17 protein-coding genes are annotated in these 23,577 nt (G+C 69.9%); 12 read left to right on the top strand and 5 right to left on the bottom strand.

Annotated elements, in window-relative coordinates:
• The first annotated feature begins 188 nt into the window (after positions 1–188).
• From ACVCAG_RS09660 to ACVCAG_RS09645, 4 genes are all read left to right on the top strand, one after another.
• Complete coding sequence (locus ACVCAG_RS09660) at positions 189–1,073, top strand: sulfotransferase family protein (protein ID WP_447189746.1); 885 nt, start codon at positions 189–191, stop codon at positions 1,071–1,073.
• The gene (locus ACVCAG_RS09655) at positions 1,070–2,269 is read left to right on the top strand and encodes a glycosyltransferase (RefSeq protein WP_440087694.1); all 1,200 of its coding nucleotides are present in this window, start codon (positions 1,070–1,072) and stop codon (positions 2,267–2,269) included. Before ACVCAG_RS09660 ends, ACVCAG_RS09655 begins: the two co-directional genes overlap by 4 nt.
• Positions 2,270–2,757: 488 nt before the next feature.
• A complete protein-coding gene (locus ACVCAG_RS09650) occupies positions 2,758–4,143 on the top strand; it encodes a family 2B encapsulin nanocompartment shell protein (RefSeq protein WP_440104321.1) in 1,386 nt (461 codons plus the stop codon).
• Positions 4,144–4,225: 82 nt separating this feature from the next.
• Positions 4,226–5,266 carry a family 2 encapsulin nanocompartment cargo protein polyprenyl transferase gene (locus ACVCAG_RS09645; RefSeq protein ID WP_440087692.1) on the top strand — a complete coding sequence of 347 codons (1,041 nt, stop codon included), beginning with the start codon at positions 4,226–4,228 and terminating at the stop codon, positions 5,264–5,266.
• A 158-nt stretch (positions 5,267–5,424) separates the two neighbouring features.
• Here the strand turns inward: ACVCAG_RS09645 and ACVCAG_RS09640 are convergent, their stop codons facing one another.
• Both ACVCAG_RS09640 and ACVCAG_RS09635 read right to left on the bottom strand, forming a co-directional pair.
• Complete coding sequence (locus tag ACVCAG_RS09640; protein ID WP_440087691.1) at positions 5,425–6,576, bottom strand: acyl-CoA dehydrogenase family protein; 1,152 nt, start codon at positions 6,574–6,576, stop codon at positions 5,425–5,427.
• A gap of 178 nt (positions 6,577–6,754) precedes the next feature.
• Positions 6,755–7,489, bottom strand: a complete 735-nt coding sequence (locus tag ACVCAG_RS09635; RefSeq protein ID WP_440087690.1) for a hypothetical protein — start codon at positions 7,487–7,489, stop codon at positions 6,755–6,757.
• A 336-nt stretch (positions 7,490–7,825) separates the two neighbouring features.
• On the opposite strand from ACVCAG_RS09635, the gene ACVCAG_RS09630 reads away from it, so the two are divergent.
• The 4 genes from ACVCAG_RS09630 (at position 7,826) to ACVCAG_RS09615 (ending at position 12,564) form a co-directional block, all read left to right on the top strand.
• Positions 7,826–9,463 (top strand): ATP-binding cassette domain-containing protein, encoded by a 1,638-nt coding sequence (locus tag ACVCAG_RS09630; RefSeq protein WP_440087689.1) that lies wholly within the window; start codon positions 7,826–7,828, stop codon positions 9,461–9,463.
• An 85-nt stretch (positions 9,464–9,548) separates the two neighbouring features.
• Positions 9,549–10,529, top strand: a complete 981-nt coding sequence (locus tag ACVCAG_RS09625) for a LacI family DNA-binding transcriptional regulator (RefSeq protein WP_362681620.1) — start codon at positions 9,549–9,551, stop codon at positions 10,527–10,529.
• A gap of 471 nt (positions 10,530–11,000) precedes the next feature.
• On the top strand, positions 11,001–11,552 hold the full coding sequence (locus ACVCAG_RS09620; protein WP_440087688.1) for a hypothetical protein: 552 nt from the start codon (positions 11,001–11,003) through the stop codon (positions 11,550–11,552).
• Between the two features lie 61 nt (positions 11,553–11,613).
• Positions 11,614–12,564, top strand: coding sequence for a hypothetical protein (locus ACVCAG_RS09615; RefSeq protein ID WP_440087687.1), 951 nt, complete (start codon positions 11,614–11,616; stop codon positions 12,562–12,564).
• 63 nt (positions 12,565–12,627) lie between these two features.
• On the opposite strand, the gene ACVCAG_RS09610 is transcribed toward ACVCAG_RS09615, so the two are convergent.
• On the bottom strand, positions 12,628–13,143 hold the full coding sequence (locus ACVCAG_RS09610) for a hypothetical protein (protein WP_440087686.1): 516 nt from the start codon (positions 13,141–13,143) through the stop codon (positions 12,628–12,630).
• Between the two features lie 130 nt (positions 13,144–13,273).
• On the opposite strand from ACVCAG_RS09610, the gene ppgK reads away from it, so the two are divergent.
• The 3 genes from ppgK to hrpA all read left to right on the top strand — a co-directional run bounded on the left by ppgK (position 13,274) and on the right by hrpA (position 20,838).
• A complete protein-coding gene (gene ppgK / locus ACVCAG_RS09605; protein WP_440087685.1) occupies positions 13,274–14,005 on the top strand; it encodes a polyphosphate--glucose phosphotransferase in 732 nt (243 codons plus the stop codon).
• A gap of 378 nt (positions 14,006–14,383) precedes the next feature.
• Positions 14,384–16,684, top strand: a complete 2,301-nt coding sequence (locus tag ACVCAG_RS09600; protein WP_440087684.1) for a glycoside hydrolase family 6 protein — start codon at positions 14,384–14,386, stop codon at positions 16,682–16,684.
• 257 nt (positions 16,685–16,941) lie between these two features.
• On the top strand, positions 16,942–20,838 hold the full coding sequence (hrpA, locus tag ACVCAG_RS09595; RefSeq protein WP_440087683.1) for an ATP-dependent RNA helicase HrpA: 3,897 nt from the start codon (positions 16,942–16,944) through the stop codon (positions 20,836–20,838).
• Between the two features lie 9 nt (positions 20,839–20,847).
• On the opposite strand, the gene ACVCAG_RS09590 is transcribed toward hrpA, so the two are convergent.
• A complete protein-coding gene (locus ACVCAG_RS09590; protein ID WP_447189745.1) occupies positions 20,848–21,471 on the bottom strand; it encodes a Uma2 family endonuclease in 624 nt (207 codons plus the stop codon).
• A 243-nt stretch (positions 21,472–21,714) separates the two neighbouring features.
• On the opposite strand from ACVCAG_RS09590, the gene ACVCAG_RS09585 reads away from it, so the two are divergent.
• Positions 21,715–22,362, top strand: coding sequence for an HAD-IA family hydrolase (locus ACVCAG_RS09585; RefSeq protein ID WP_440087704.1), 648 nt, complete (start codon positions 21,715–21,717; stop codon positions 22,360–22,362).
• 61 nt (positions 22,363–22,423) lie between these two features.
• Here the strand turns inward: ACVCAG_RS09585 and ACVCAG_RS09580 are convergent, their stop codons facing one another.
• On the bottom strand, positions 22,424–23,458 hold the full coding sequence (locus ACVCAG_RS09580) for a pectate lyase family protein (RefSeq protein ID WP_440087681.1): 1,035 nt from the start codon (positions 23,456–23,458) through the stop codon (positions 22,424–22,426).
• Between the last annotated feature and the right edge of the window lie 119 nt (positions 23,459–23,577).

Genomic DNA, 23,577 nt, shown 5'->3' with positions numbered 1-23,577 from the left:
TCGCTGACCGGCCGCACGCCGTCTGAGCTTTGGGAACGTGTCACTACCCCGCATGGGGAGGGTGAATCGCCGGCTCGTTCCGCCCTTCCCCCGGGGACGGGAAAGGCGCGGGCACACCCGCGGACAGGGAGGTGTTCTTGAGTGAACACACAGTTAAATGCCAGGAAAGGTGACTACCCTCCCTGGGCATGGACTGGCAGCGCAAGGCCAACGACGCCCTTGTCAGGCTCACCGGATTCCAGATCAACCGAGTAGGGAAAGTTGGTCCAGCGGCCACCGTGAAGCCCCCCGCGGTCGCGGAGGAGTCGTTCAGGCCGCCCGCGGACCCGAAGGTCGACCGGTTGCTGGTCGCCCCGATCTTCATCCTCTCGCCGGTCAGGTCCGGCTCCACGCTCCTGAGGGCACTGCTCAACGCCCACTCCATGCTGCACGCCCCGCACGAGCTGCACGTGCGCAGGCTCCGGGTGGAGTTCGGCACCTCGCTGGCGGAGAAGGCGATGGAGGCCCTCGGGCACGAGCGGGCCGACCTGGAACACCTGCTGTGGGATCGCGTGCTCCACCGCGAGCTGGTCAAGAGCGGCAAGACGTTCGTCGTGGACAAGACACCGGCCAACGCCTTCGCCCACCGGCGCATCGCCGCGTGCTGGCCGGACGCCCGGTTCGTCTTCCTGCTGCGCCACCCGGCGTCCGTCGCGAGTTCGTGGTACGAGGCCGGCGCCGGCAAGAGGACGCCGGAGGAGGCGGCGCTCGACGCCCTGCGCTACATGAAGGCCGTGCAGCGGGCGCGGGGGGCGCTCAGCGGGTGCACCGTGCGGTACGAGGACCTGACCGCCGACCCCGCGGCCGAGGCGCGCCGCCTCTGCGACTTCCTCGGCATCCCCTGGGAACCGGAGATGCTGGCGTACGGCGAGCAGGCCGTGCTGGAGAAGGGGCTCGGCGACTGGAAGGACAAGATCCGCTCGGGGAGCGTGCAGCCCGCACGCGACCTGCCGAGGGCCGAGGAGACCCCCGAGTCGCTCAGGCCGATGTGCGAGAGCTGGGGATACCTGCCGCGCGCCGCGGAGCCCACGTGACGGCGCCCGGAGCGCCCGGGGCCCCCGAGGCCATGAAGATCCGCTACATGCTCCTGCACGCGTACGGCATGGGCGGGACGATCCGCACGGTGATCAACCAGGCGAACGCGATGGCCGCCGCCGGGCACGACGTCGAGATCGTCAGCGTGGTGCGCCGCAGGGAGAGACCCCAGTTCCCGATCGACGCCCGCGTCCGTCTGCTGGCACTGTCGGACCAGCGGGACGGCAGGCCCTCGGACTCGGTGGGGCGCAGGGCCTGGCGGCGGATCCGCGGCAAGATCGTGCCTGCCGGGGAGTTCGCGGCCTCCTACTTCACCGAGCGCGTGGAGCGGGCCGTCATCGACTACGTCTCCGCGCTCCAGGACGGCATCCTGGTCACCACCCGCCCCGCGCTGAACCTCATCTCCGCCCGGCGCACTCCCGCGAGCGTCGTCAGGATCGCCCAGGAGCACATGAACCTGGCCACCCACCCCGAGGCGGTCCGGGCGGCGATCGCCCGTCACTACGGCGGCCTGGACGCGGTGGCCGTGCTCACCGGGACCGACAGGAGGGAGTACCAGGAGCTCCTTCCCGGCACCCCCGTCGTGCGCATCCCCAACGCGGTCGGCCCCGTGCGGCGGCCGCTCTCCTGGCAGGAGGACAGGCTCGTGGTCGCGGCCGGGCGGCTTGTCGGGCAGAAGGGCTTCGACCTGCTGATCCCCGCGTTCCGGCAGGTCGTCGACCACCACCCCGACTGGCGGCTGCGCATCTACGGCACCGGCCCGAAGAAGGACGCGCTGCGCGGGCTCCTGAAGGAGCACGGACTGCGTGACAACGTCACCCTGATGGGACGGACCGACCATCTCGACGAGGAGCTGGCCAAGGCCTCCTTCTACGTGCTCAGCTCACGGTTCGAGGGCCTGCCGATGGTGATGATCGAGGCGATGACCCAGGCGCTGCCCGTCGTCGCCTTCGACTGCCCGACCGGTCCGGCCGACGTGCTGACCCCCGGGGTCGACGGGCTGCTCGTCCCTCCCCGGGACGTTGACGCGCTGGCGGCGGCGATGATCCGGCTCATCGAGGACCGGGGGCTGCGGGAGCGGATGGGGGCCGCCGCCGCCGTCACCGCGCGTGACTACACGCCCGAAGCGATCATGCCGCTCTGGGAGAACCTCTTCGCCGAACTCCTGGGCCGAGCACCGGAACGGCCACGCTGACCGGTTCTGCCTGATTTTCATCTTTTATGGGAGATGCCGCCCAGGACGGTACTTCGCCTTTCTCGCTGTTGTCGCGCCGTTCCCTACCGGCGGGGTGTTTCGCGGGTTTTCCGATGCCGCGCGAAGGGGGATTTCCGCTGTGCCGTGCCGGCCGCCGGGGATACGCGGCGCGATGTCTGGCATGACGGATATTCCCAGCTCACAAAGCCCTTGATATGAGCCGGACCGCTGATATGAATAAGACATTCAATCTTTTTCGGGCATTTGATGATAGCGACTTTTTTAATTGTTGGCCGGATCGTATCCAATGCTTGACAAGATATTTAAGGGCAACCCAAAATTGAGGCGTCCACGATGGCGGGCCATATCCGGCTCCGCGCATCGGGGGGTCAACGATTCTGCCGTTTCTGTCGCGGGTAATTGGCGTTCCCCCTGGTTGTTTCATGTCTTCTTTCCCTGTCGGTACGAGTACGGATCGGTGGTGTGTTGTGACGGAGTTCGAGGCTGGCCGGTCGCAGCTGAGTCTGAGTACGGACGCCGCGCGTAACCTGGCGACGACGACCAAGTCGACTCCCCAGATGCAGGAGATCACCTCACGGTGGCTGCTGCGGATGCTCCCCTGGACGCAGGTCTCGGGCGGCACCTACCGCGTCAACCGGCGGCTGACCTACACGATCGGCGACGGGCGGGTGAGCTTCACCAACTCCGGGTCGCAGGTGGCGGTCATCCCGGCCGAGCTGTGCGAGCTGCCCCTGCTGCGCGGGTTCGACGACTCCGACGTCCTCGACGCGCTGGCGGGCCGGTTCGTCCAGCGGGAGTTCCAGGCCGGTGACGTGCTCGTGGAGGCGGGGCGACCGGCCGACGAGGTCGTGCTCATCGCGCACGGCAAGGTCAACAAGGTCGGCACCGGGCCGTACGGTGACGAGATCGTGCTGACCGTGCTGGCCGCGGGCGACCACTTCGGCGACGACACCCTGGTCGGCGACGAGGGCGAGTGGCCGTTCACCGCCAAGGCGGTCACCAGCGGCACGGCGATGGTCCTGCCCCGGCAGGCCTTCCTGGAGCTGACCGAGCAGGCGGAGCCGCTCCAGGCCCATCTGCGGCAGCGGGAGACGGCCTCTCGCGGGCCGCAGAACAAGTACGGCGAGGCCGCCGTCGAGGTGGCCGCCGGCCATGAGGGAGAGGCCGACCTGCCGGGCACGTTTGTCGACTACGAGCTCTCCCCGCGCGAATACCAGCTGAGCGTCGCGCAGACGGTCCTGCGGGTGCACAGCCGGGTGGCCGACCTCTACAACGACCCGATGGACCAGATCGAGCAGCAGCTCCGGCTCACGATCGAGGTGCTGCGCGAGCGGCAGGAGCACGAGCTGATCAACAACCGCGAGTTCGGGCTGCTGCACAACGCCGACCTCAAGCAGCGGATCCACACCCGCACCGGTCCGCCCACCCCCGACGATCTCGACGAGCTGCTCAGCCGCCGCAGGAGCACGAGTTTCTTCCTGGCCCACCCGCACGCCATCGCCGCCTTCGGCCGCGAGTGCAACGCGCGCGGGCTCTACCCGCAGGGCGTCGACATCGGCGGCAGCGGGGTGCCCGCCTGGCGTGGCGTCCCCATCTTCTCCTGCAGCAAGATTCCCATCACCGAGACCCGCACCACCTCGATCCTGGCCATGCGCGTCGGCGAGGACAACCAGGGGGTCATCGGCCTGCACCAGACCGGCATCCCCGACGAGTACCAGCCCAGCCTGTCGGTCCGCTTCATGGGCATCAGCGAGAAGGCGATCATCTCCTACCTGGTCAGCGCCTACTACTCCGCCGCCGTCCTGGTGCCCGACGCGCTCGGCATCCTGGAAGACGTCGAGATCGGTCACTGAAGACAGGCGAGGACAGGCGAGGACAGGCGAGGACAGGCGAGGACAGGGCTTCGGACCGGCCGCTGAGCGAGGGAGAGCGATCATGACGACCATCGAGACGTCGACGGACGGGCGGTCCGCGGGTGAGGTGCTGGCCTGGAGCCGGGACATGGTCGAGGCGACCCTGCGCCCGGCGGCCGACACGCTGCCCGCGTCGATGAGGCGCATCGCCGGATACCACTTCGGCTGGTGGGACGAGCAGGGCCGGCCGTCCACGACCGGCGGGGGCAAGGCGATCCGCCCCGCGCTGGCCCTGCTGTCGGCGGAGGCCGTCGGTGGCACCGCTGTCTCGGCGCTCCGGCCGGCGGCCGCCGTCGAGCTGGTGCACGACTTCTCCCTCCTGCACGACGACGTGATGGACGGTGACCGGACCCGCCGTCACCGCCCCACGGCCTGGGCCGTCTTCGGGGTCAGCCCGGCCATCCTGGCCGGTGACGCGCTGCTGACGCTCGCCTTCGACGTGCTCGCGACCGGAGGACACCCGGGCACCGCCGAGGCGACCCGGATTTTCAGCACCGCGGTCCAGGAGCTGCTCGACGGCCAGAGCGCGGACGTCGCCTTCGAGGAACGCCGGGATGTCGGGCCGGCCGAGTGCATGAGCATGGCGGTCGGCAAGACCGGTGCCCTGCTGGGCTGCGCCTGCGGGCTCGGCGCCCTGTTCGGCGGTGGTGGTCCCGAGCAGGTCGAGCACTTCGTCGCCTTCGGCCGGGACCTGGGGCTGGCGTTCCAGCTCGTCGACGACCTGCTGGGCATCTGGGGAGACCCCGAGGCGACCGGCAAGCCGGTCCACTCGGATCTGCGCAGTCGCAAGAAGTCCGTCCCGGTCGTCGCCGCCCTGGCCTCCGGCACCTCGGCCGGACAGGAGCTGGCCCGCCTCTACCACCGGGAGCAGCCGCTCTCCGACGCCGAGCTGGTCCGCGCGGCCGAGCTCGTCGAGGCCGCGGGCGGGCGGGCCTGGACCCAGGTGGAGGCCGACGAGCTGCTCGCACGGGCTCTGCGCCACCTGGCGGCCGCGGGCGCGCTGTCCCGGCCCGCCGCCGAGCTGACCACACTCGCCCGTATCGTCACCCGTCGCGACCACTGATCGGAGCGTCGTACGCCTGTCGCCGACGACGCTCCGGCGAGGGAGCTCAGGCGGCGACAGGCGTACGACGCTCCGGCTGCCCGTCGGGAACCCCGACGAGGGCGCCTGGGGACGTTTGGGAACAGAGCGCTCAGGCGAGGGCGCCCAGGGTGGCGTGCTCAGACGAAGGCGCTCGTACCGGTGATCGCCCGTCCCACGATCAGGGTGTTGATCTCGCGCGTCCCCTCGTAGGAGTAGATCGCCTCGGAGTCGGCCACGAAGCGGCCGACGTCGTAGTCGAGGACGATGCCGTTGCCGCCCAGGATCTCCCTGGCCCATCCCACGGCCTCGCGCATCCGCGCCGTGCAGAAGGCCTTGGCCATGGCCGAGTGCTCGTCCTTGTAGACGCCCGCGTCCTGGAGCTGTGCCAGCCGCACCACCATGCCCAGCGAGCAGGTGACGTTGCCCAGCATCCGCACGAGCAGGTCCTGCACGAGCTGGAAGCCCGCGATCGGCCGCCCGAACTGCTCGCGCGTCCTGGCGTACTCCAGTGCGAGCTCGTAGGCGCCCGTCATGCAGCCCACCGCCTGCCAGGCCACGCCTCCCCGGGTCTGCCGCAGGATGGTGCCGGTGTCGCGGAAGCCGTTGGCCTTCTGCAGCCGGTTGATCTCCGGCACCAGGCAGTTGGTGAGCGTGATGTCGGCGTTCTGGACCGTCCGCAGGGCTATCTTGTTCTCGATCTTCGTGGCGGCGAAGCCGGGCGTGCCCTTCTCCACCACGAATCCCTTGACCTGGCCGTCGGCCTCGTCCTTGGCCCACACCACGATCAGATCGGCGAAGGTCGCGTTGCCGATCCAGCGCTTGGCCCCGTTGAGCACCCACACGTCGCCCTCGCGCCGGGCCGTCGTGCGCAGCCCCGCCGCGACGTCGGAACCTCCCTCCGGCTCCGTCAGCGCGAACGCCCCGATCTTCTCCATCGCCGCCATCGGCGGCAGCCATCGCTCCCGCTGCTCCTCCGAGCCCAGCCGGTCGACGCTGCCCATCGCCAGACCGTTGTGGACACCGAAGAACGTGCCCATCGACGGGTCCACCCGGTTCATCTCCAGGACCACGAACCCGGTCAGCAGGCTCCGTGCCCCCCGATAGGCCAGGCCCGCGATGTCGAGCTTGGCGAACTCGGGAATCAGCTGGTGGGGGAAGCGCGCGTTGGTCCACGCCTCGTTCGCGATGGGCGCGACCTCCCGCGCCATGAACTCCCGTACCCGGAGCACGATCTCCTTCTCGTGCTCCTCCAGCAGCTCGGAGTAGTCGTAGAAATCACCCGTCGTCATCGGCGCGGCTTCCCTCCGGTCGTCGTCCCCCTCCGCTGCCCGAAAGCCGGGGGATCAAGCGGAAGACCTCACCGGGAACGACGGGAACCACGGGAAACGCCGGAAACGACGGAAGCCCGGGTCGCCCCGGGCTTCCGCGTCGACTGCCGGCCGGTCGCGGCGCGACCGTCAGGCGGGACTACCAGCGGCGGGTGTAAACGCGCACCCAGTCGGACCGGCTGCGGCTCTCGGAGAGCTCGTCGTTGCCGTCGAAGATCGCGCGGTACTCACCGCTGCTGTACGCGCGGGCCTTGGCGCGGAAGGTGCCCTTCCAGCCGGTGTCGGGGGAGGCCACGAACTTCCACGTGTTGGTACCGCGCTTGCGGAAGTAGATCTCCACCTCCTCGCCCCGCACGCCCTTCCAGCGGTCGTCGTCGACCTGGAGACGGCCGGTGAAGTAGACCGAGCGACCCTTGCGGACGGTCCCGGGGTTCGCGGAGAACCGGTAGATCCGGGTCTCGGCCTTCTCGGCCTTCTCGTGTACGACGGAGAAGTTGACCTCGTCGGTCACCTTCTTGCCGTCCTTGTCGTACGCGTCGGCGATCGCGACCCAGCGACCCTCGAAGTCGTTCTCGTCGAAGCTGGTCGTGAAGCGCCACAGGTCACCCTGGTGCAGGAGCCTGGGCTCCGGCGCCGCCAGGGTGCGGGCCTGGTCGGAGACCGGCCTGAGGCGAAGTTCGACACGGGTGGCCTCTGTGGTGCGGACCTCGATGCTGACCCTCGTGTCGTCGTCTCCCTTCACGACGATCGGGTTCGGGTTCACGCTGTCGATGCGCACGCTGAGAGCGACTCGCTCCGCGGAGGCCGTTCCGGCGGACAGGAGCAGCGAGCTGCTCACCGCCGCTGACAGCAGACCGATGGCGATTCGTTTCATCAAGATGCTTCCTCTTCTCCCCGTTTCGGGGGCGACCTGTTGACCGTCCCCGTCCATAAGACGGCACAGAAGCGGCTGATGTTGCCTGAAGTGTCGAAAAAAGAGGGTTTAGATCTCCGTAAGGTAACGTTTCCCGGTAAGGACGGCCAGGTCAACCGCCGGTTGTCGGACCCCAGAAATTTTTTCTGCGATAAGCGCGATATGTCTGATTTGCCGGGAATAGGGTTCGGCGGGTGGGGTCGGGATGCGCGGCTGGGGGATTCGAGACCCCTAATCGGTCATAACGGACATATCAGACATGGCGCCGCGGTGCCGGCGGGCGGATAGCGTTTGCGTATGAGTGCCACCATCGTCGCCAAGGACCTGGCCGCCGGACACGGCGACCGAGCGCTTTTCACCGGGCTCGACCTGGTGGTCGCCCCCGGCGACGTCGTCGGCCTGGTCGGCGTGAACGGCGCGGGCAAGTCCACCCTGATGCGGATCCTCGCGGGGCTGCTCCCGCCCGAGCACGGCTCCGTGCGGCTCAGCCCGCCTTCGGCGTCGGTCGGCTACCTGCCCCAGGAGCGTGAGCGCCGCGCGGACGAGACGATCGCGGACTTCCTGGCCCGCCGTACCGGGGTGGCCGCCGCGCAGCGCGCGCTGGACGCCGCGACCCAGGGGCTGGTGGAGGGAACCCCGGGGGCGGACGACGCCTACGCCACCGGCCTGGAGCGCTGGCTCGCCCTGGGCGGTGCCGACCTGGAGGACCGGGCCGCCGAGGTCGTCGCCGAGCTCGGCCTCGCCGTGGAGCTCGACCGGCCGATGACGGCGCTCTCCGGCGGCCAGGCCGCGCGGGCGGGCATGGCCTCCCTGCTGCTCAGCCGCTACGACGTCTTCCTGCTCGACGAGCCCACCAACGACCTCGACCTGGAGGGGCTGGAGCGGCTCGAGCGCTTCGTCACCGGCCTGCGGGCCGGGACCGTCCTGGTCAGCCACGACCGCGAGTTCCTGGCCAGGACCGTGAACCGGGTCGTCGAACTCGACCTCGTCCAGCAGCTGGTGAGGGTGCACGGCGGCGGCTACGAGGCCTATCTCGCCGAGCGCGAGGTCGCCCGCCGGCACGCCCGCGACGAGTACGAGGAGTACGCCGGCACCGTCGCCTCCCTCAAGCAGCGCGCGGGGATGCAGCGCGCCTGGATGGAGAAGGGCGTCAAGAACGCGCGGCGCAAGGCGTCCGACAACGACAAGATCGGCCGCAACTTCCGTACCGAGGCGACCGAGAAGCAGGCCGCGAAGGCCCGTCAGACCGAGCGGCTGATCGAGCGGCTGGACGAGGTCGAGGAGCCCCGCAAGGAGTGGGAGCTCCGCATGGAGATCGCGGTGGCCCCGAGATCGGGGGCCGTCGTCGCGACGCTGCGCGATGCCGTGGTCCGGCGCGGCGCGTTCACCCTCGGCCCGGTGAACCTGGAGGTCGGCTGGGCCGAGCGGGTGGCGGTCACCGGCGCCAACGGCTCCGGCAAGTCGACCCTGCTGGCCGCGCTCCTGGGCCGGCTCCCGCTGGACGAGGGCAACGCCTCGCTGGGCCCCGGGGTGGTCGTCGGCGAGGTGGACCAGGCGCGGGGGCTGTTCCTCGGCGACGAACCCCTGGTGGAGGCCTTCGGCGCCGCGGTGCCCGACATGGTTCCCGGCGACGTGCGCACGTTGCTCGCCAAGTTCGGGCTCCGGGCCGCGCACGTGCCGCGCCCGGCCGCCACCCTGTCGCCGGGGGAGCGGACCCGGGCGGCGCTGGCGCTGCTCCAGGCGCGCGGGGTGAACCTCCTCGTGCTCGACGAGCCGACCAACCACCTGGACCTGGCCGCGATCGAGCAGCTGGAGTCCGCGCTCGCCTCCTATCCCGGTACGCTGCTGCTGGTCACTCACGACCGCCGGATGCTGGAGGCGGTGCACACCACCCGGCGCGTCCACGTCGACGGCGGCAGGATCACCGAAAGCTGACCGGGACGACCCGCCGGACCTGACTGTTGACGCAACTTTCGCAAGCAGCCGCAAGTAATTGCTTCTATTGCCTTATAGTTTCATCATGACGCGACGGCTTGCAGAAGTGGCCAAGAAGGTCGGGATGAGCGAGGCGACGGTCAGTCGCGTGCTCAACGGGAAGCCCGGGGTGTCCGAGGCGACCCGTGAGGCCGTCCTGACGGCGCTCGACGTGCTGGGCTACGAGCGGCCGACCCAGCTGCGCGGCGACAGGGCGCGGCTGGTCGGGCTCGTCCTGCCCGAGCTGCAGAACCCCATCTTCCCTGCTTTCGCCGAGGTTGTCGGGGGTGCGCTGGCCCAGCAGGGGTTCACCTCCGTGTTGTGCACCCGCACCCTGGGCGGCGTCTCCGAGGCGGAGTACGTCGATCTGCTGCTCCAGCAGCAGGTGTCCGGCGTGGTCTTCGCCGGAGGCCTGTTCGCCCAGGCGGACGCCTCCCACGAGCACTACGAGCTGCTGCGGGAGCGGCGCCTGCCGACCGTGCTGGTGAACGCCGCGGTCGCGCACCTCGCCTTCCCCCAGGTCTCCTGCGACGACGTGGCCGCCGCCGAGATGGCGCTCGGCCACCTGCGGTCGCTGGGCCACGAGCGGATCGGCATGGTGCTCGGCCCTCCCGACCACGTGCCCTCCCGGCGCAAGCTGGACGCGGCGGACCTCGACCCCGAGTTCGTGGAACACACCATGTTCTCCCTGGAAGGGGGGCACGCGGCGGCCGCGCGGCTGATACGCAAGGGGGTGACCGGCGTCATCTGCGCCAGCGACGTGATGGCCCTGGGCGCGATAAGGGCGGCCCGCAGGGCGGGGCTCTCCGTGCCCGACGACGTCTCGGTGATCGGCTACGACGACTCCGCGCTGATGAACTGCACCGATCCGCCGCTGACGACGCTGCGCCAGCCGATCGACGCGATGGGCCGCGCGGTCGTCGACCTGCTCGCCGCCCAGATCGACAAGGCCCTGGTGCCGGCCGACGAGCTGCTCTTCGAGCCCGAGCTGGTGGTCAGGGCCTCGACCGGCCCGGTCAGGCGCTGAAGGGGCCCCGCCGGTCTCCCCGTGCTCCGAGCCGGACCCGTTCGGGCCGCCCGCCCCTGATCCCGTTCACGGACGATCCAGCATGCTGATGTCGTTATCTTCCGGTTTAGCATTCGCCTGTTACGAATATACGTCGTGAACAAGAAAGAAAAATGTTCACAGTTTTCTGGAAGTGACCCCCTGCGACTGGAGGCGGCACCGGGTGACCTCGCGTCGGCCCGCGTGTTCCCCGGCCCGGGGTGGCTCACGCGACCGGTCTGTACCCTCCGCGGATTCGCCGGCGGGCCACCATGCGCCCCTTTCGCCGAGGTTCGGCGCTTTGGCTCGCGCCGGAACATCTTGGGACCTCCCGTTTGCCGTTTTCGTTACGCTGAGTAGTTGTTGATCTCTTAAAGTTATCGCGACAAGTATGGAAGATCCATCGCTTGCCGCCCCCCGAAGACATGCCTCGTCATTCGGAAGGAAGAGATCTTGCGTAAGAGATTTGCCGCGCTCACCTCGGCGGGCGTGGGCGCTTTGATGGTCATCCTGGCGGCACCGGCGGTGGCCGACCCCACCGCCAACACCATCGTCACGTTCTCGGTGGAGGCGGGAAGCCTGGACATCGCCGCGCCCGCCGGCCCGATCGACCTCGGCTCCGCTCCCCCCGGTGGCACGCTCACCGGGGAGATCGGTCCCGTGTCGGTCTCCGACACCCGCGGTGGGGCCGACTCGGCCTGGACCGCGACGGTGTTCGCGACGGACTTCACCGACGCCGCGCTGACGATTCCCTTCGCCTCCGTGGAGTACTGGTCCGGGTCGGAGACCGCCACCACCGGCGGCGGCACCTTCGTTCCGGGACAGCTCACGGTGGACGACGCGGTCCCCCTGACGGGCACGACGCTGACCGCCATCCCGGCCATGGCCCACACGGGAGGCACGGGAGGCAGCACGGCGACGTGGAACCCCACGCTGATCGTCAACATTCCCATCACGGCTCAGGTCGGCGACTACACCGGGACGGTGACACATCAGGTGGCATAGCCGGATCGCTGGACCCTTCACGCTGACGCTGCTGGTCGCGCTGTGTTCCAGCGTGACCGGCGTGTCGGCCGGTGTGTCGGCCGGCGAGAGCCTGGTCGCCGCCGACCCCCGGGGCACGATCGGCATCCGCCTTCTCGAGGCACCGGTCAGCCGCCGCGGCGATCCTCGCGCGCTCTCCTACATCGTCGACCATCTCCATCCGGGCACCACCATCCGGCGGAAGGTGGAGATCTCCAACACGTCCAGGAGACCGCAGCACGTCAGCCTGTATCCGGCCGCGGCCGACGTCGTGCGGAACGGTTTCCACGCACCGGCGGGGCGCCCCAGGAACGAGCTGGTGAGCTGGATCTCGCTCGACCGCGACTCGGTCGACCTGCCGCCGGGGGGCACGGCGACCGCCCAGGTAACGATCAAGGTGCCGCTCGTCGCCTCGCGTGGCGAGCGGTTCGCCGTGGTCTGGGCGGAGGTCGCCGCCGAAGCCAACGACTCCCACCCCGTGCGCGTCGTCAACCGGGTCGGGATCCGCGTCTACCTCGATGTCGGGCCGGGCGGGGAGCCGCCGTCGGACTTCCGCATCGAGGAACTGACGCCCAAGCGCACCGCGGACGGCAACCCGCAACTGCTGACACTGATCCGTAACACCGGAGGGCGCACCCTGGACATGAACGGGGCGCTGTCGCTGACGGACGGCCCCGGCGGCCTGCAGGCCGGGCCTTTCCCCGCCGACCTGGGGGTCACGCTGCTTCCCGGCGTCGTCGCTCCGGTGACCGTGACCATGGACCGGCGCATGCCCGAAGGCCCGTGGAGGGGCAGGGTCACCCTGGCGAGCGGCATGGTGAAACGGGCGGTCTCCGCCACCTTCACCTTCCCGGCGGCGGGCCAGGGCTTCTCCGTCGAGCCCGACGAGAACCACCTGCCCCTGGTGGGGCTGGTGGCCGGGGTGGTCGTGCCCGTCACCGCCCTCGGCCTCATGGTGCGCCGCAGGCGCCGGGCCGCCGCCCCGACGAGCTGACGCTCCGCGTCGGGGCGGCGGCCCGGTGGCCGTGCCGGACGGGCGGGGCGACCCGCCCGCCGCTCACTTCGAGACGTAGAGGACCTTCCAGCTGCCCGCGTACAGGCAGTTCAGGGAGGGCTTGGCGGCCTTGGCCTCGGAGCAGACCTTGAGCTCGACCTGGTAGAGGTCGCGCTGGGTGAACGTGAACGGCTTCGGGGTGCCGTACGAGCAGTCGACGATGCTGCGGTGCTTGAACGGCAGGTTCTTGCCGTCGGCGGTCCGGTAGGTGAGGCGGAAGACCGCCCAGCCGCAGGAGGAACCCCTCGTCAGGTCGTAGACCTTGCCGGAGATCCTGCCTCTCTCGGCGGCGGGGATGACCGCGTGGTCCTCGCCGGAGACGGTCAGCGAGCCGTTCGCCTTCGCCCTCCTGCCGGGGGCGTAGTAGGTGCCCCACGGACCGGCGCCCTGCGCCGCCGTCGTGCCGGTGGCAGCCGGTCCGGTCGGGGCCTGCGCGGTCGCCGCCTGGGCGGTCGCCGGGGCGATGGAGACGAGGGCGGTGGCGAGGGCGAGTCCTGTGAGGAGGCGACTGATCGTCATGGGAGGGGTTCCTTTCCGGCTGTTGTGCCCACAGTGTGTGACGGACCGCTTTCAGCCGGGTTGACCGCTCACTGCAAACGAGTATCAGCCACCTATCGGGGGGAAGGGGGAGTCAACAGGAGGTAGGTACATGGAAGCGCTGGGAATCGACATCGGCGGGTCGGGGATCAAGGGCGCGCCGGTGGACGTCGCGAAGGGGCGGCTGACGCGAGAGCGGCTGCGCATCCCCACTCCGGACCCCGCCAAGCCCGAAGCCGTGGCCGCGGTGGTGGCGGAGATCGTCGAGCACTTCGCCTGGGACGGGCCGATAGGGGTGACCTTTCCGGGGATCGTGGTCGACGGGGTCGCCAGGTCGGCCGCCAACGTGGACAAGGACTGGATCGGCACGGACGCGCGGCAGCTGTTCACCAAGGCGACGGGGCTGCCGACGGCCGTGCTGAACGACGCCGACGCGGCCGGCCTGGCCGAGGTGGCGGCGGGCGCCGCCAAGGGCAGAACGGGCGTGGTGATGCTGCTGACCTTCGGCACCGGGATCGGCAGCGCCCTGCTCATCGACGGCCGCCTGGTGCCCAACACCGAGCTCGGCCACCTGGAGATCAGGGGCAAGGAGGCCGAGAAGCGCGCCTCCGACCAGGCCCGCGAGGCGCACGACCTCGACTGGGACGAGTGGGCCGAGAAGGTGCAGGAGTATCTGGAACACGTCGAGGCGCTGTTCTCCCCGTCGCTGTTCATCATCGGGGGTGGGGTCAGCAAGAAGGCCGACAGGTTCCTGCCCCACATCAAGCTGCGCACCCCGATCGTCCCGGCGGGTCTTCAGAACGAGGCGGGCATCGTGGGCGCCGCCATGGCGGCCGTGGGGTAGCGGCGGCCCCACCCGGGTGCGCGCTTCACGCAGGCGGCCCGGGGAGGTCGGCGTATGCCACGGGCGAGCGGCGGGGATCGGGAACGGGAACGGCGGGGAACGGCGGGGATCGGGAACGGCGGAGAGCGCCCGGCGGGGGCCGGGGAGTCTCGGGGGTCTCCGGCGTCCGCCGGAGGGTTCGGCGGCGGCCGTCGCGCACCGCCCGGGAGAGGCTCCGGAGAGGAGTATGAAACTTTCATCGCGCTAGAAATCTGTTCGGTGAGGTCAGAGGCTGGGACGGCCCTATTCGAGGGCCTCCGACGTGCAACAAGCTGTACACATCCGTGAAACATCCGGAACATGGGAGCGCTCCCACCATCCCCCTGGAGATGATCACGAATGACAGTCAATCCGCGCCGCCAAGCCTGGCGCAACCGGTTTGCGGCCACGGCGGCCATGCTCGTGGCCGCCGCCGGCCTCGCCACCGGGCAAGCCGCCACGGCGCACGCCGCAGTCGCCTGCGACGTCGCCTACACCACCACTGACTGGCAGGGCGGATTCACCGCCAGCGTCACCCTCAAGAACCTCGGTGACCCGCTTACCAACTGGACCCTGGGCTTCGCCTTCACCGCCGGGCAGACCGTCCAGCAGGGCTGGTCGGCGACCTGGGCCCAGTCGGGCACCCAGGTCACCGCGAAGAACCTCGCCTGGAACGGCGCCCTCGCCACCGGCGCCTCCACCAGCATCGGCTTCAACGGGTCGTGGAACGGGAGCAACCCCAAGCCCGCCGCCTTCACGGTCAACGGCGTCACCTGCGGCGGGCAGAACCCGGTCAACCAGCCCCCCACGGTCAGCCTGACCAGCCCCGCCTCCGGCTCCTCCCACCAGGCCGGCGCCGCGGTGCCGCTCGCGGCGACCGCGAGCGACGACGGCTCCGTCAGCAAGGTGGAGTTCTACGTCGACGGCGCGCTGGTGAACACCGACACCAGCGCCCCCTACTCCTACTCCGCCACCGGCCTGTCGTCCGGCTCCCACACGGCCAGCGCCAAGGCCTTCGACAACGCCTCCCCGGCGCTGTCCACCCAGACCGCCGCGGTTCCCTTCACCGTGGGCGGCGCCCCGACGCCGTCGATCGTCGCCTCCCCGACCTCCCTCAGCGTTCCCGAGGGCGCCTCCAGGACGGCCGGCTTCAGGCTCAGCCAGGCGCCGAGCGGCAACGTCACGGTCAACCTGACCAAGACGGGTGACGCGGACCTCACCATCTCGCCCTCCACGCTGGCCTTCACCGCCGCCAACTGGAACACGGCGCAGAACGTGACGGTCTCGGCGGCCCAGGACGCCGACGAGGCGAACGGCACCGCCACCGTCGCGGCCGCCGCCACCGGCCACACCGGTGCCTCCGTCGCGGTGACCGAGGCCGACGACGACGGCGACACGCCGCCGATCACGCACGTCGACAACCCGTACGACGGAGCCGACGGCTACGTGAACCCCGACTGGTCGACCAAGGCCGCCGCCGAGCCCGGTGGCGACGCGATCGCCGACATCTCCACCGGCGTGTGGCTGGACCGCATCGCCGCCATCGCGGGCTCCTCCTCGGCCAGGGGCCTGCGCGCCCACCTGGACGAGGCCCTGGTGCAGGACGCCGCCAACGGCAGCAGGCCGCTGACGATCCAGGTCGTCATCTACAACCTGCCCAACCGCGACTGCTCGGCGCTCTCCTCCAACGGTGAGCTGCTCATCGCCGAGAACGGCCTGAACCGCTACAAGACCGAGTACATCGACCCGATCGCCGCGATCATGGGCGAGTCGAAGTACGCCGGCCTGCGGATCTCGACGATCATCGAGATCGACTCGCTGCCGAACCTGGTCACCAACCTCAACCTGGCGAAGTGCCAGGAGGCCAAGGACAGCGGCGCCTACGTCAACGGCGTCCGCTACGCCCTGGACAAGCTGCACGCGATCAAGAACGTCTACACCTACATCGACGCCGGGCACCACGGCTGGCTCGGCTGGGACTCTAACTTCGGTCCGTCCGCCGACCTGTTCGCGAGCACCGTCGCCGGCACCGCCGCGGGCTTCGACAGCGTGGACGGCTTCATCACCAACACCGCCAACTACTCGCCGCTGCGCGAGCCGCACTTCACCATCAACACCACCGTCAACAACCAGAACATCCGCCAGTCCGAATGGGTCGACTGGAACTTCTACGTCGACGAGCTCTCCTTCGCCCAGGCCTTCAGGAACACGCTGATCCAGAAGGGCTTCAAGTCCAACATCGGCATGCTGGTCGACACCTCCCGCAACGGCTGGGGAGGCGCGGCCCGCCCGGCCGCTCCCAGCACCTCGACGGACCTGAACACCTTCGTCGACCAGTCGCGCGTCGACCGCAGGTACCACGCCGGCAACTGGTGCAACCAGAGCGGTGCCGGACTGGGCGAGCGCCCGCGTGCCAACCCCGCCACCGGTCTGGACGCCTACGTCTGGATCAAGCCCCCGGGCGAGTCCGACGGCTCCAGCAAGCCGATCCCGAACAACGAGGGCAAGGGCTTCGACGAGATGTGCGACCCGGCCTACGAGGGCAACGAGCGCAACGGCCACAACAAGAGCGGTGCCCTGGCCGACGCGCCGATCTCCGGCCAGTGGTTCTCCGCCCAGTTCCGCCAGCTGCTCCAGAACGCCTACCCGGCGCTCCCGTAGCCCGCTGATCCCGGGTCCCGCTCCAGCGGGGCCCGGGTGGGTCCCGAACACGACGGCCCCGTCACCCCGGCCCCGGGGGGCGGGGCCGTCTCCCTGTAAGGGGCCGCCTCCTTTTATTGAGATGCGGTGGAGCGGCGGCTCGGGCAGCATGGTCGGTCGGGCCTTCGCACAGGGGCCTTCAGGTGTGGAGCCTCACACGCGCCCTCGCGGCGACGGGTGGGCCTGCACACGTGGGCCGAAAGTATCCTGGGTTCAGTATGGGAACGCCTCCTTTGACATCGCCTCTCTCCGACCTGCACGCACGCCTGCCCGAGCTCACGCTGCGTGACCAGCGGCGACTTCGCCGCAGGCTCGACGGGGCCCGCAGGGTCAGAAACCGTGCCGCGCAGCAGAAGATCGCCGCGGAGATCACCTCCGACATCGAGCGGGCCGAGCGACGGGTCGCCCAGCGCCGCGCCGGTGTCCCCGCGATCACCTATCCGGAGGCGCTGCCGGTCAGCCAGCGCAGGGACGACATCCTGGAGGCGATCCGCGACAACCAGGTCGTGATCGTCGCCGGAGAGACCGGTTCCGGCAAGACCACCCAGCTGCCGAAGATCTGCCTTGAGCTGGGCCGGGGCGTCAAGGGCCTGATCGGGCACACCCAGCCCCGCCGCATCGCCGCCCGTACCGTGGCCGAGCGCGTCGCCGAGGAACTCGACACCCCGCTCGGCGACGCCGTGGGCTACAAGGTGCGCTTCACCGACCAGGTGAGCGACGGCACCCTCGTCAAGGTCATGACGGACGGCATCCTGCTGGCCGAGTTGCAGAACGACCGCGACCTCGACCAGTACGACACGCTGATCGTCGACGAGGCGCACGAGCGCAGCCTCAACATCGACTTCATCCTCGGCTATCTCAAGCAGCTCCTCCCGCGCCGCCCCGACCTGAAGGTGATCATCACCTCGGCGACCATCGACCCCGAGCGCTTCTCCAAGCACTTCGGCGACGCGCCGATCGTGGAGGTCTCCGGCCGGACCTACCCCGTCGAGGTGCGTTACCGGCCGATCGCCGAGGACGACGACCAGATCCAGGCGATCGGCAACGCCGTCGACGAGCTGTGCGCGGAGGGACCCGGCGACATCCTGGTCTTCCTCAGCGGCGAACGGGAGATCCGCGACACCGCCGAGGCGCTGTCGAAGCGCAAGGACGCCGAGATCCTGCCGCTGTACGCCAGGCTGTCCGCCGCCGAGCAGCACCGGGTCTTCCAGCGGCACACCAACCGCCGGGTCGTGCTGGCCACCAACGTGGCCGAGACCTCGCTGACCGTGCCGGGCATCAAGTACGTGGTCGACCCCGGCTTCGCCAGGATCTCCCGCTACAGCCACCGGACCAAGGTCCAGCGCCTGCCCATCGAGGCGATCTCCCAGGCCTCGGCCAACCAGCGCAAGGGCCGCTGCGGCCGTGTCTCCGAGGGCATCTGCATCCGGCTGTACGAGGAGGACGACTTCGTCACCCGGCCGGAGTTCACCGACCCGGAGATCCTGCGCACCAACCTCGCCTCGGTCATCCTGCAGATGACCTCGATCGGCCTGGGCGACATCGGGGCCTTCCCGTTCGTCGAGCCGCCCGACCAGCGCCAGGTCAGGGACGGCTACGACCTGCTGCTCGAACTGGGCGCCTTCGACCAGGCCAGGCAGATGACCCCGCTCGGCCGCAAGCTGGCCGGGCTCCCGGTCGACCCGCGCCTGGCCCGCATGGTGCTGGAGGCCGACCACAACGGCTGCGTACGCGAGGTCATGGTCATCGCCTCCGCCCTGTCGATCCAGGACCCGCGCGAGCGACCGGCCGACAAGCAGCAGGCCGCCGACGAGAAGCACCGCCGCTTCGCGGACAAGGAGTCCGACTTCGTCTCGTACCTGAACCTGTGGGAATACCTGCAGGAGCAGCAGAAGGAGCTGTCGTCCAGCGCGTTCCGGCGATTGTGCAAGGCCGAGTTCCTCAACTACCTGCGCGTCCGCGAGTGGCAGGACGTCTACAGCCAGCTCCGCCAGATGTCGAAGAGCCTGGGTGTCACCCTCAACGGCACCCCCGGTGACGAGCAGAAGATCCACGTCTCCCTGCTGTCGGGCCTGCTGTCCCACGTAGGCGTCAAGGACATCGACAAGAAGACCGCCGACGCCGGTGGCGGCCGCCGTCCCCCGAACGAGCCGCGCAGGCCCATGACGGAGTACGTCGGCGCCCGCAACGCCCGGTTCGCGATCTTCCCGGGCTCCGCGCTCGCCAAGAAGCAGCCGCTCTGGGTGATGTCCGCCGAGCTGGTGGAGACCTCCCGGCTCTGGGCCCGGGTCAACGCCAAAATCGAACCCGAGTGGGTCGAGCCGCTCGCCCAGCACCTGATCAAGCGCACCTACTCCGAGCCGCACTGGGAGAAGAAGCAGGGCTCGGTGATGGCCTACGAGAAGGTCACCCTGTACGGCGTCCCGATCGTGGTCCAGCGCAAGGTCAACTACGGTCGCATCGACCCCGAGCTGAGCCGGGAGCTGTTCATCCGGCACGCCCTGGTCGAGGGTGACTGGGAGACCCACCACGCCTTCTTCAGGGAGAACCGCAAGCTGCTCGAAGAGGTCGAGGAGCTGGAGGAGCGGGCCCGGCGCCGCGACATCCTCGTCGACGACGAGACGCTGTTCGACTTCTACGACCAGCGCGTCCCCGCCGACGTCGTCTCCGGGCGCCACTTCGACTCCTGGTGGAAGAAGGCCAGGGCCGACCAGCCCGACCTGCTCAGCTTCGAGAAGTCGATGCTGATCAGCGAGACGGCGGGTGACGTCAGCCAGCGCGACTACCCCGACGTGTGGCGCCAGGGCGGCCTGCGCTTCCCCCTGACGTACCAGTTCGAGCCCGGCACCGACGCCGACGGCGTCACCGCGCACATCCCGCTCGCGCTGCTCAACCAGGTCAACGTCGAGGGCTTCGACTGGCAGATCCCCGGGCTGCGCGAGGAACTGCTCACCGCGCTCATCCGGAGCCTGCCCAAGCAGATCCGGCGTAACTTCGTCCCCGCTCCCAACTACGCCAAGAAGGCCCTGGAACGGGCCGAACCCACCCAGGAGCCGCTGCTCGCGGTGCTGGAACGCGAGCTGCTGAACCTGACCGGCGTCCAGGTGCCGCGCGAGGCCTGGCAGCCCGACCTGGTCCCCGACCACCTCAAGATCACCTTCCGGGTGATCGACGGTCGCAAGCAGAAGCTGGCCGAGAGCAAGGACCTGGCCGGGCTGAAACGGCGGCTCGCTCCCAAGCTCCGCCAGACCCTGTCCAAGGCCGCCGACGGCCTGGAGAAGACCGGCCTGACGGGATGGACCGTGGGCGCGCTGCCCAAGACGTTCGAGCAGCGCAGGATGAAGGCCTACCCGGCGCTCGCCGACGAGGGCGCCACCGTGGCCGTACGGATGTTCGAGACCGAGGCCGAGCAGCGCCGGGCGATGTGGGAGGGTACCCGCAGGCTGCTGCTGCTCAACACACCGTCACCGGCCAAGTGGGTGCTCGGCCGCCTCGGCAACCAGTCCAAGCTCGCCCTGAGCCGCAGCCCGCACGCCGGGGCCACCGCCCTGTTCGACGACTGCATCGCCTGCGCCGCCGACCACCTCATGACCGAGCACGGCGGTCCGGTCTGGGACGAATCGGCCTTCGCCGCGCTCCACGACAGGGTCCGGGCCGAGCTGTTCGACACCACCGCCGAGGTGGTCGCCAGGGTCGAGAGCATCCTCAAGGTCTGGCACACCGTCTCGAACCTGCTGCCGGGGTCCCGCTCAACCCCCGCGATCGAGGACATCCGCGACCAGGTGGCCAACCTCGTCTACCCGGGTTTCGTCACCGAGACCGGCTACAAACGCCTGCCCGACCTGCTCCGCTATCTGAAGGGGGCCGAACGGCGGCTGGAGAAGGTCCACGAGGACGCGTTCCGCGACGGGGAGCGGATGGACAGGGTGCACGACATCGAGGACGACTATCACGAGCTGGTCGAGAAGCTCCCCCCGGCCCGCCGCTCCGACGACGACGTCCGCCAGATCCGCTGGATGATCGAGGAGCTCAGGGTCAGCTACTTCGCCCAGACCCTCGGCACCCCGTACTCGATCTCCGACAAGCGCATCCGCAAGGCGATGGAGAAGCTCTGAACTCCGTAATCACAGGAAGATCGAGGTGTCGAGGTCGAAGTCGACGGGGGAGGGGATCCGGAGCGGCTTGCCCATCTCGGTGTGGGTCATGGTCCGGTAGCTGCCGTCCTCGGGGTCGCTGAGGACCGTGACCGCCGGAGGAGAGGCGACCGGATCGACGATCAGCATGATCGGGACGCCGCAGCCCGCGTAGATCCGGGGCTTCGTGGCGCGGTCCATTTCCATGCTCCCGGGTGAGACGATCTCCGCCACCAGGACGAGCCCCGAGGAGAGGATCTCGCGGTCTCCCCAGAGGGGCGCGTTCACGGGAAGCAGGCAGTAGTCGGGGACGATGGTGTCACGAGGGCCTTCGACGCAGATGCCGACGTCGCCGGAGAAGCTTTCCCAGCCGTTCTCGCCCTCCACGGGGATCAGAGCCCTGCTGAGACATCTGGCTATGCGCGCGTGCCGGGGGGTCGCGGAAGGACTCACGATCAGGTTCCCGTCGATGACTTCGGCCCGAAGGCCGCGGATGGGGGGAAGGGACTCGAAGATCTCCCTCGGGGTCCGAGGGAGTGGCCGGTCCTCCGGAGTGGTGTGCTGGGCGGGTGGCTGGGGCGCGGTGCGCTGGGTGGATCGCTGAGACGCTGTCATCACCATCGGCCTGTATCCCTCCGTGTCCGAACAAGCACTCTAAGTGTCGCATGGCGGCCCGGCCGGACGTGGGGCGTATGCCGCGTGATTATGGATCAGCTCGGCGGTGACGCGGCGAAGGCGTGGAAGCGATGCGGGTATGCGGGCACGCCTGTGTGAGGGGCTCGCTCCGCCGTGGTCCCGGCCGGTGTCGCCTCGGTCGGCCGGGCTACGATCGTGAGCTTGAACGGAAAGGGAGGCACCGTGGTCCGGGCGCTGGTGTTCGACGTGGGCGAGACGCTGATCGACGAGACGCGCATCTGGTCGCGCTGGGCCGACCGGCTGGGCGTCACCCGGTTCACCATGCTCGGCGTGCTCGGCGGCATGGCCGCGCTCGACAGGTCGTTCGAGGACGCCTTCCGGCTGCTACGGCCCGGCTTCGACGTCGAGGCCGAGCAGGAGGCGTGGAAGCGTGACGATCCGGACGGGCTACGGGTCAACTTCGACGCCGACGACCTCTACCCGGACGTGCGGCCCGCCCTGGCGGCGCTGCGCGACCTCGGCCACGAGCTGATCATCGCGGGCAACCAGCCGCCGCAGGCGCGCGACGCGCTCGTCGCGATGGACCTGCCCGTCGACGCGGTGCACACCTCCGACGGCTGGGGCGTCTCCAAGCCGGCCCCGGAGTTCTTCGCCAGGGTCGCCGCGGTGTCGGGACGCGAGCCCGGCGAGATCCTCTACGTGGGCGACCGGCTGGACAACGACGTGCTCCCCGCGCGGGCGGCGGGCATGCGGACCGCCCTGATCCGCCGGGGACCCTGGGGGCACCTGCACGCGGAGCGCCCCCGGGCCGCCGAGGCGGACCACGTCGTCGACGACCTGCACGCCCTGGTCGCCGCGCTCGCCCGCTGACCGTCGTACGCCGCACCTTGTCCGGGGAAGCCCCGTCCGGGGAAGCCCCGTCCGGGGAAGGTCAGGGAGTCCCCCACTGCGTGCCGACGCCGGCGCCGGCGCGCACCGCCGACGGGACACCGGCGGGGGCGTCGACCGTGTACGCGTAGAAGGTGCGCGGCTCGACGACGGTGCCCGAGGTCTCCGGGGTTCCCGAGTTCACGTAGACGTTGTTGCGCTGCACCGCCCGTCCCGGGCCGCTGTCGGCGTAGCCGCTCGCGGAGAAGAGCGGGTGGGGCACGTCCTGGAAGTAGTTGCCCTCCACGACCACCCCGGCGTTCTCCGTCGAGGCCACCCCGTACAGCTCGTTGCCCAGGAAGTAGTTGTTGAAGACGTGCACCGGCTCGCCGAAGCGGATGCGCGGGTGGCGCTGCCGGCTGTTGTCGAAGAAGTTGTGGTGGATCGTCACCTTGAGGTGGCCGATGTCGGTGCCCGCGGCGCCGTCGGAGTGGCTGATCAGCATGCTCTTGTCGGAGTGGTCGAAGTGGTTCCACGACACGGTGACGTAGTCGGCGCCGCGCACCACGTCGATCGAGCCGTCGACCGCGCCGGAGAAGGTGTTGTGGTCGATCCAGATGTGGTGCGACTGCTGGCCGACGTTGATCGCGTCGTCCTCGGCCTCGGTGAACCGGATGTTGCGCACGATCACGTTGTACGACCGGTAGAAGTCCAGGCCGCCGCCGGTGATGTGACCCGAGGTGCCCACCCCGATGATGGTCTTGTTCGGCCGGACCCCCTGCTTGCTGGTGATCGCGATGGTGCCCGCCACCCGGATGACGAGCGTCTCCTTGCTGTCGATGTACTCCAGGAACGCGTCGGCGTCGGTCACGGTGACGGTCCGCCCGCCCGCGCCGCCGGTGGTGCCGTTCTGGCCGAGGGCGTTGACCGACGCGAAACCGACCGGGGTGCCCACCGCCGCGGCGGTCCCGGTCGCGGCACCCGCGCCGGCCGGGGTCACGGAGAGGGCGGTGGCCAGCAGGGCCGTGGCGACGGCGGCGGTGGCGGCGCGGAGGGCCGTACCCCGCCGGGTCGCGTGATCGGCGGTGATCTGGGGCATGGTGGTCGCCTTCCTGATGGAGAAGCCTTCACGGGCGTTCCGGGGAGGCTCCGGGGGAGTTTCGGGAGAGGAGGCCGCCGCCCGCCGGTGGGGGGAGTCCGGCGGGCGGCGATCGGGGG

The sequence above is a fragment of the Streptosporangium sp. G12 genome (assembly GCF_052983175.1).
Note: the sequence above shows the minus strand (reverse complement) of the source record. Positions and strands in the feature narration are given on the sequence as shown.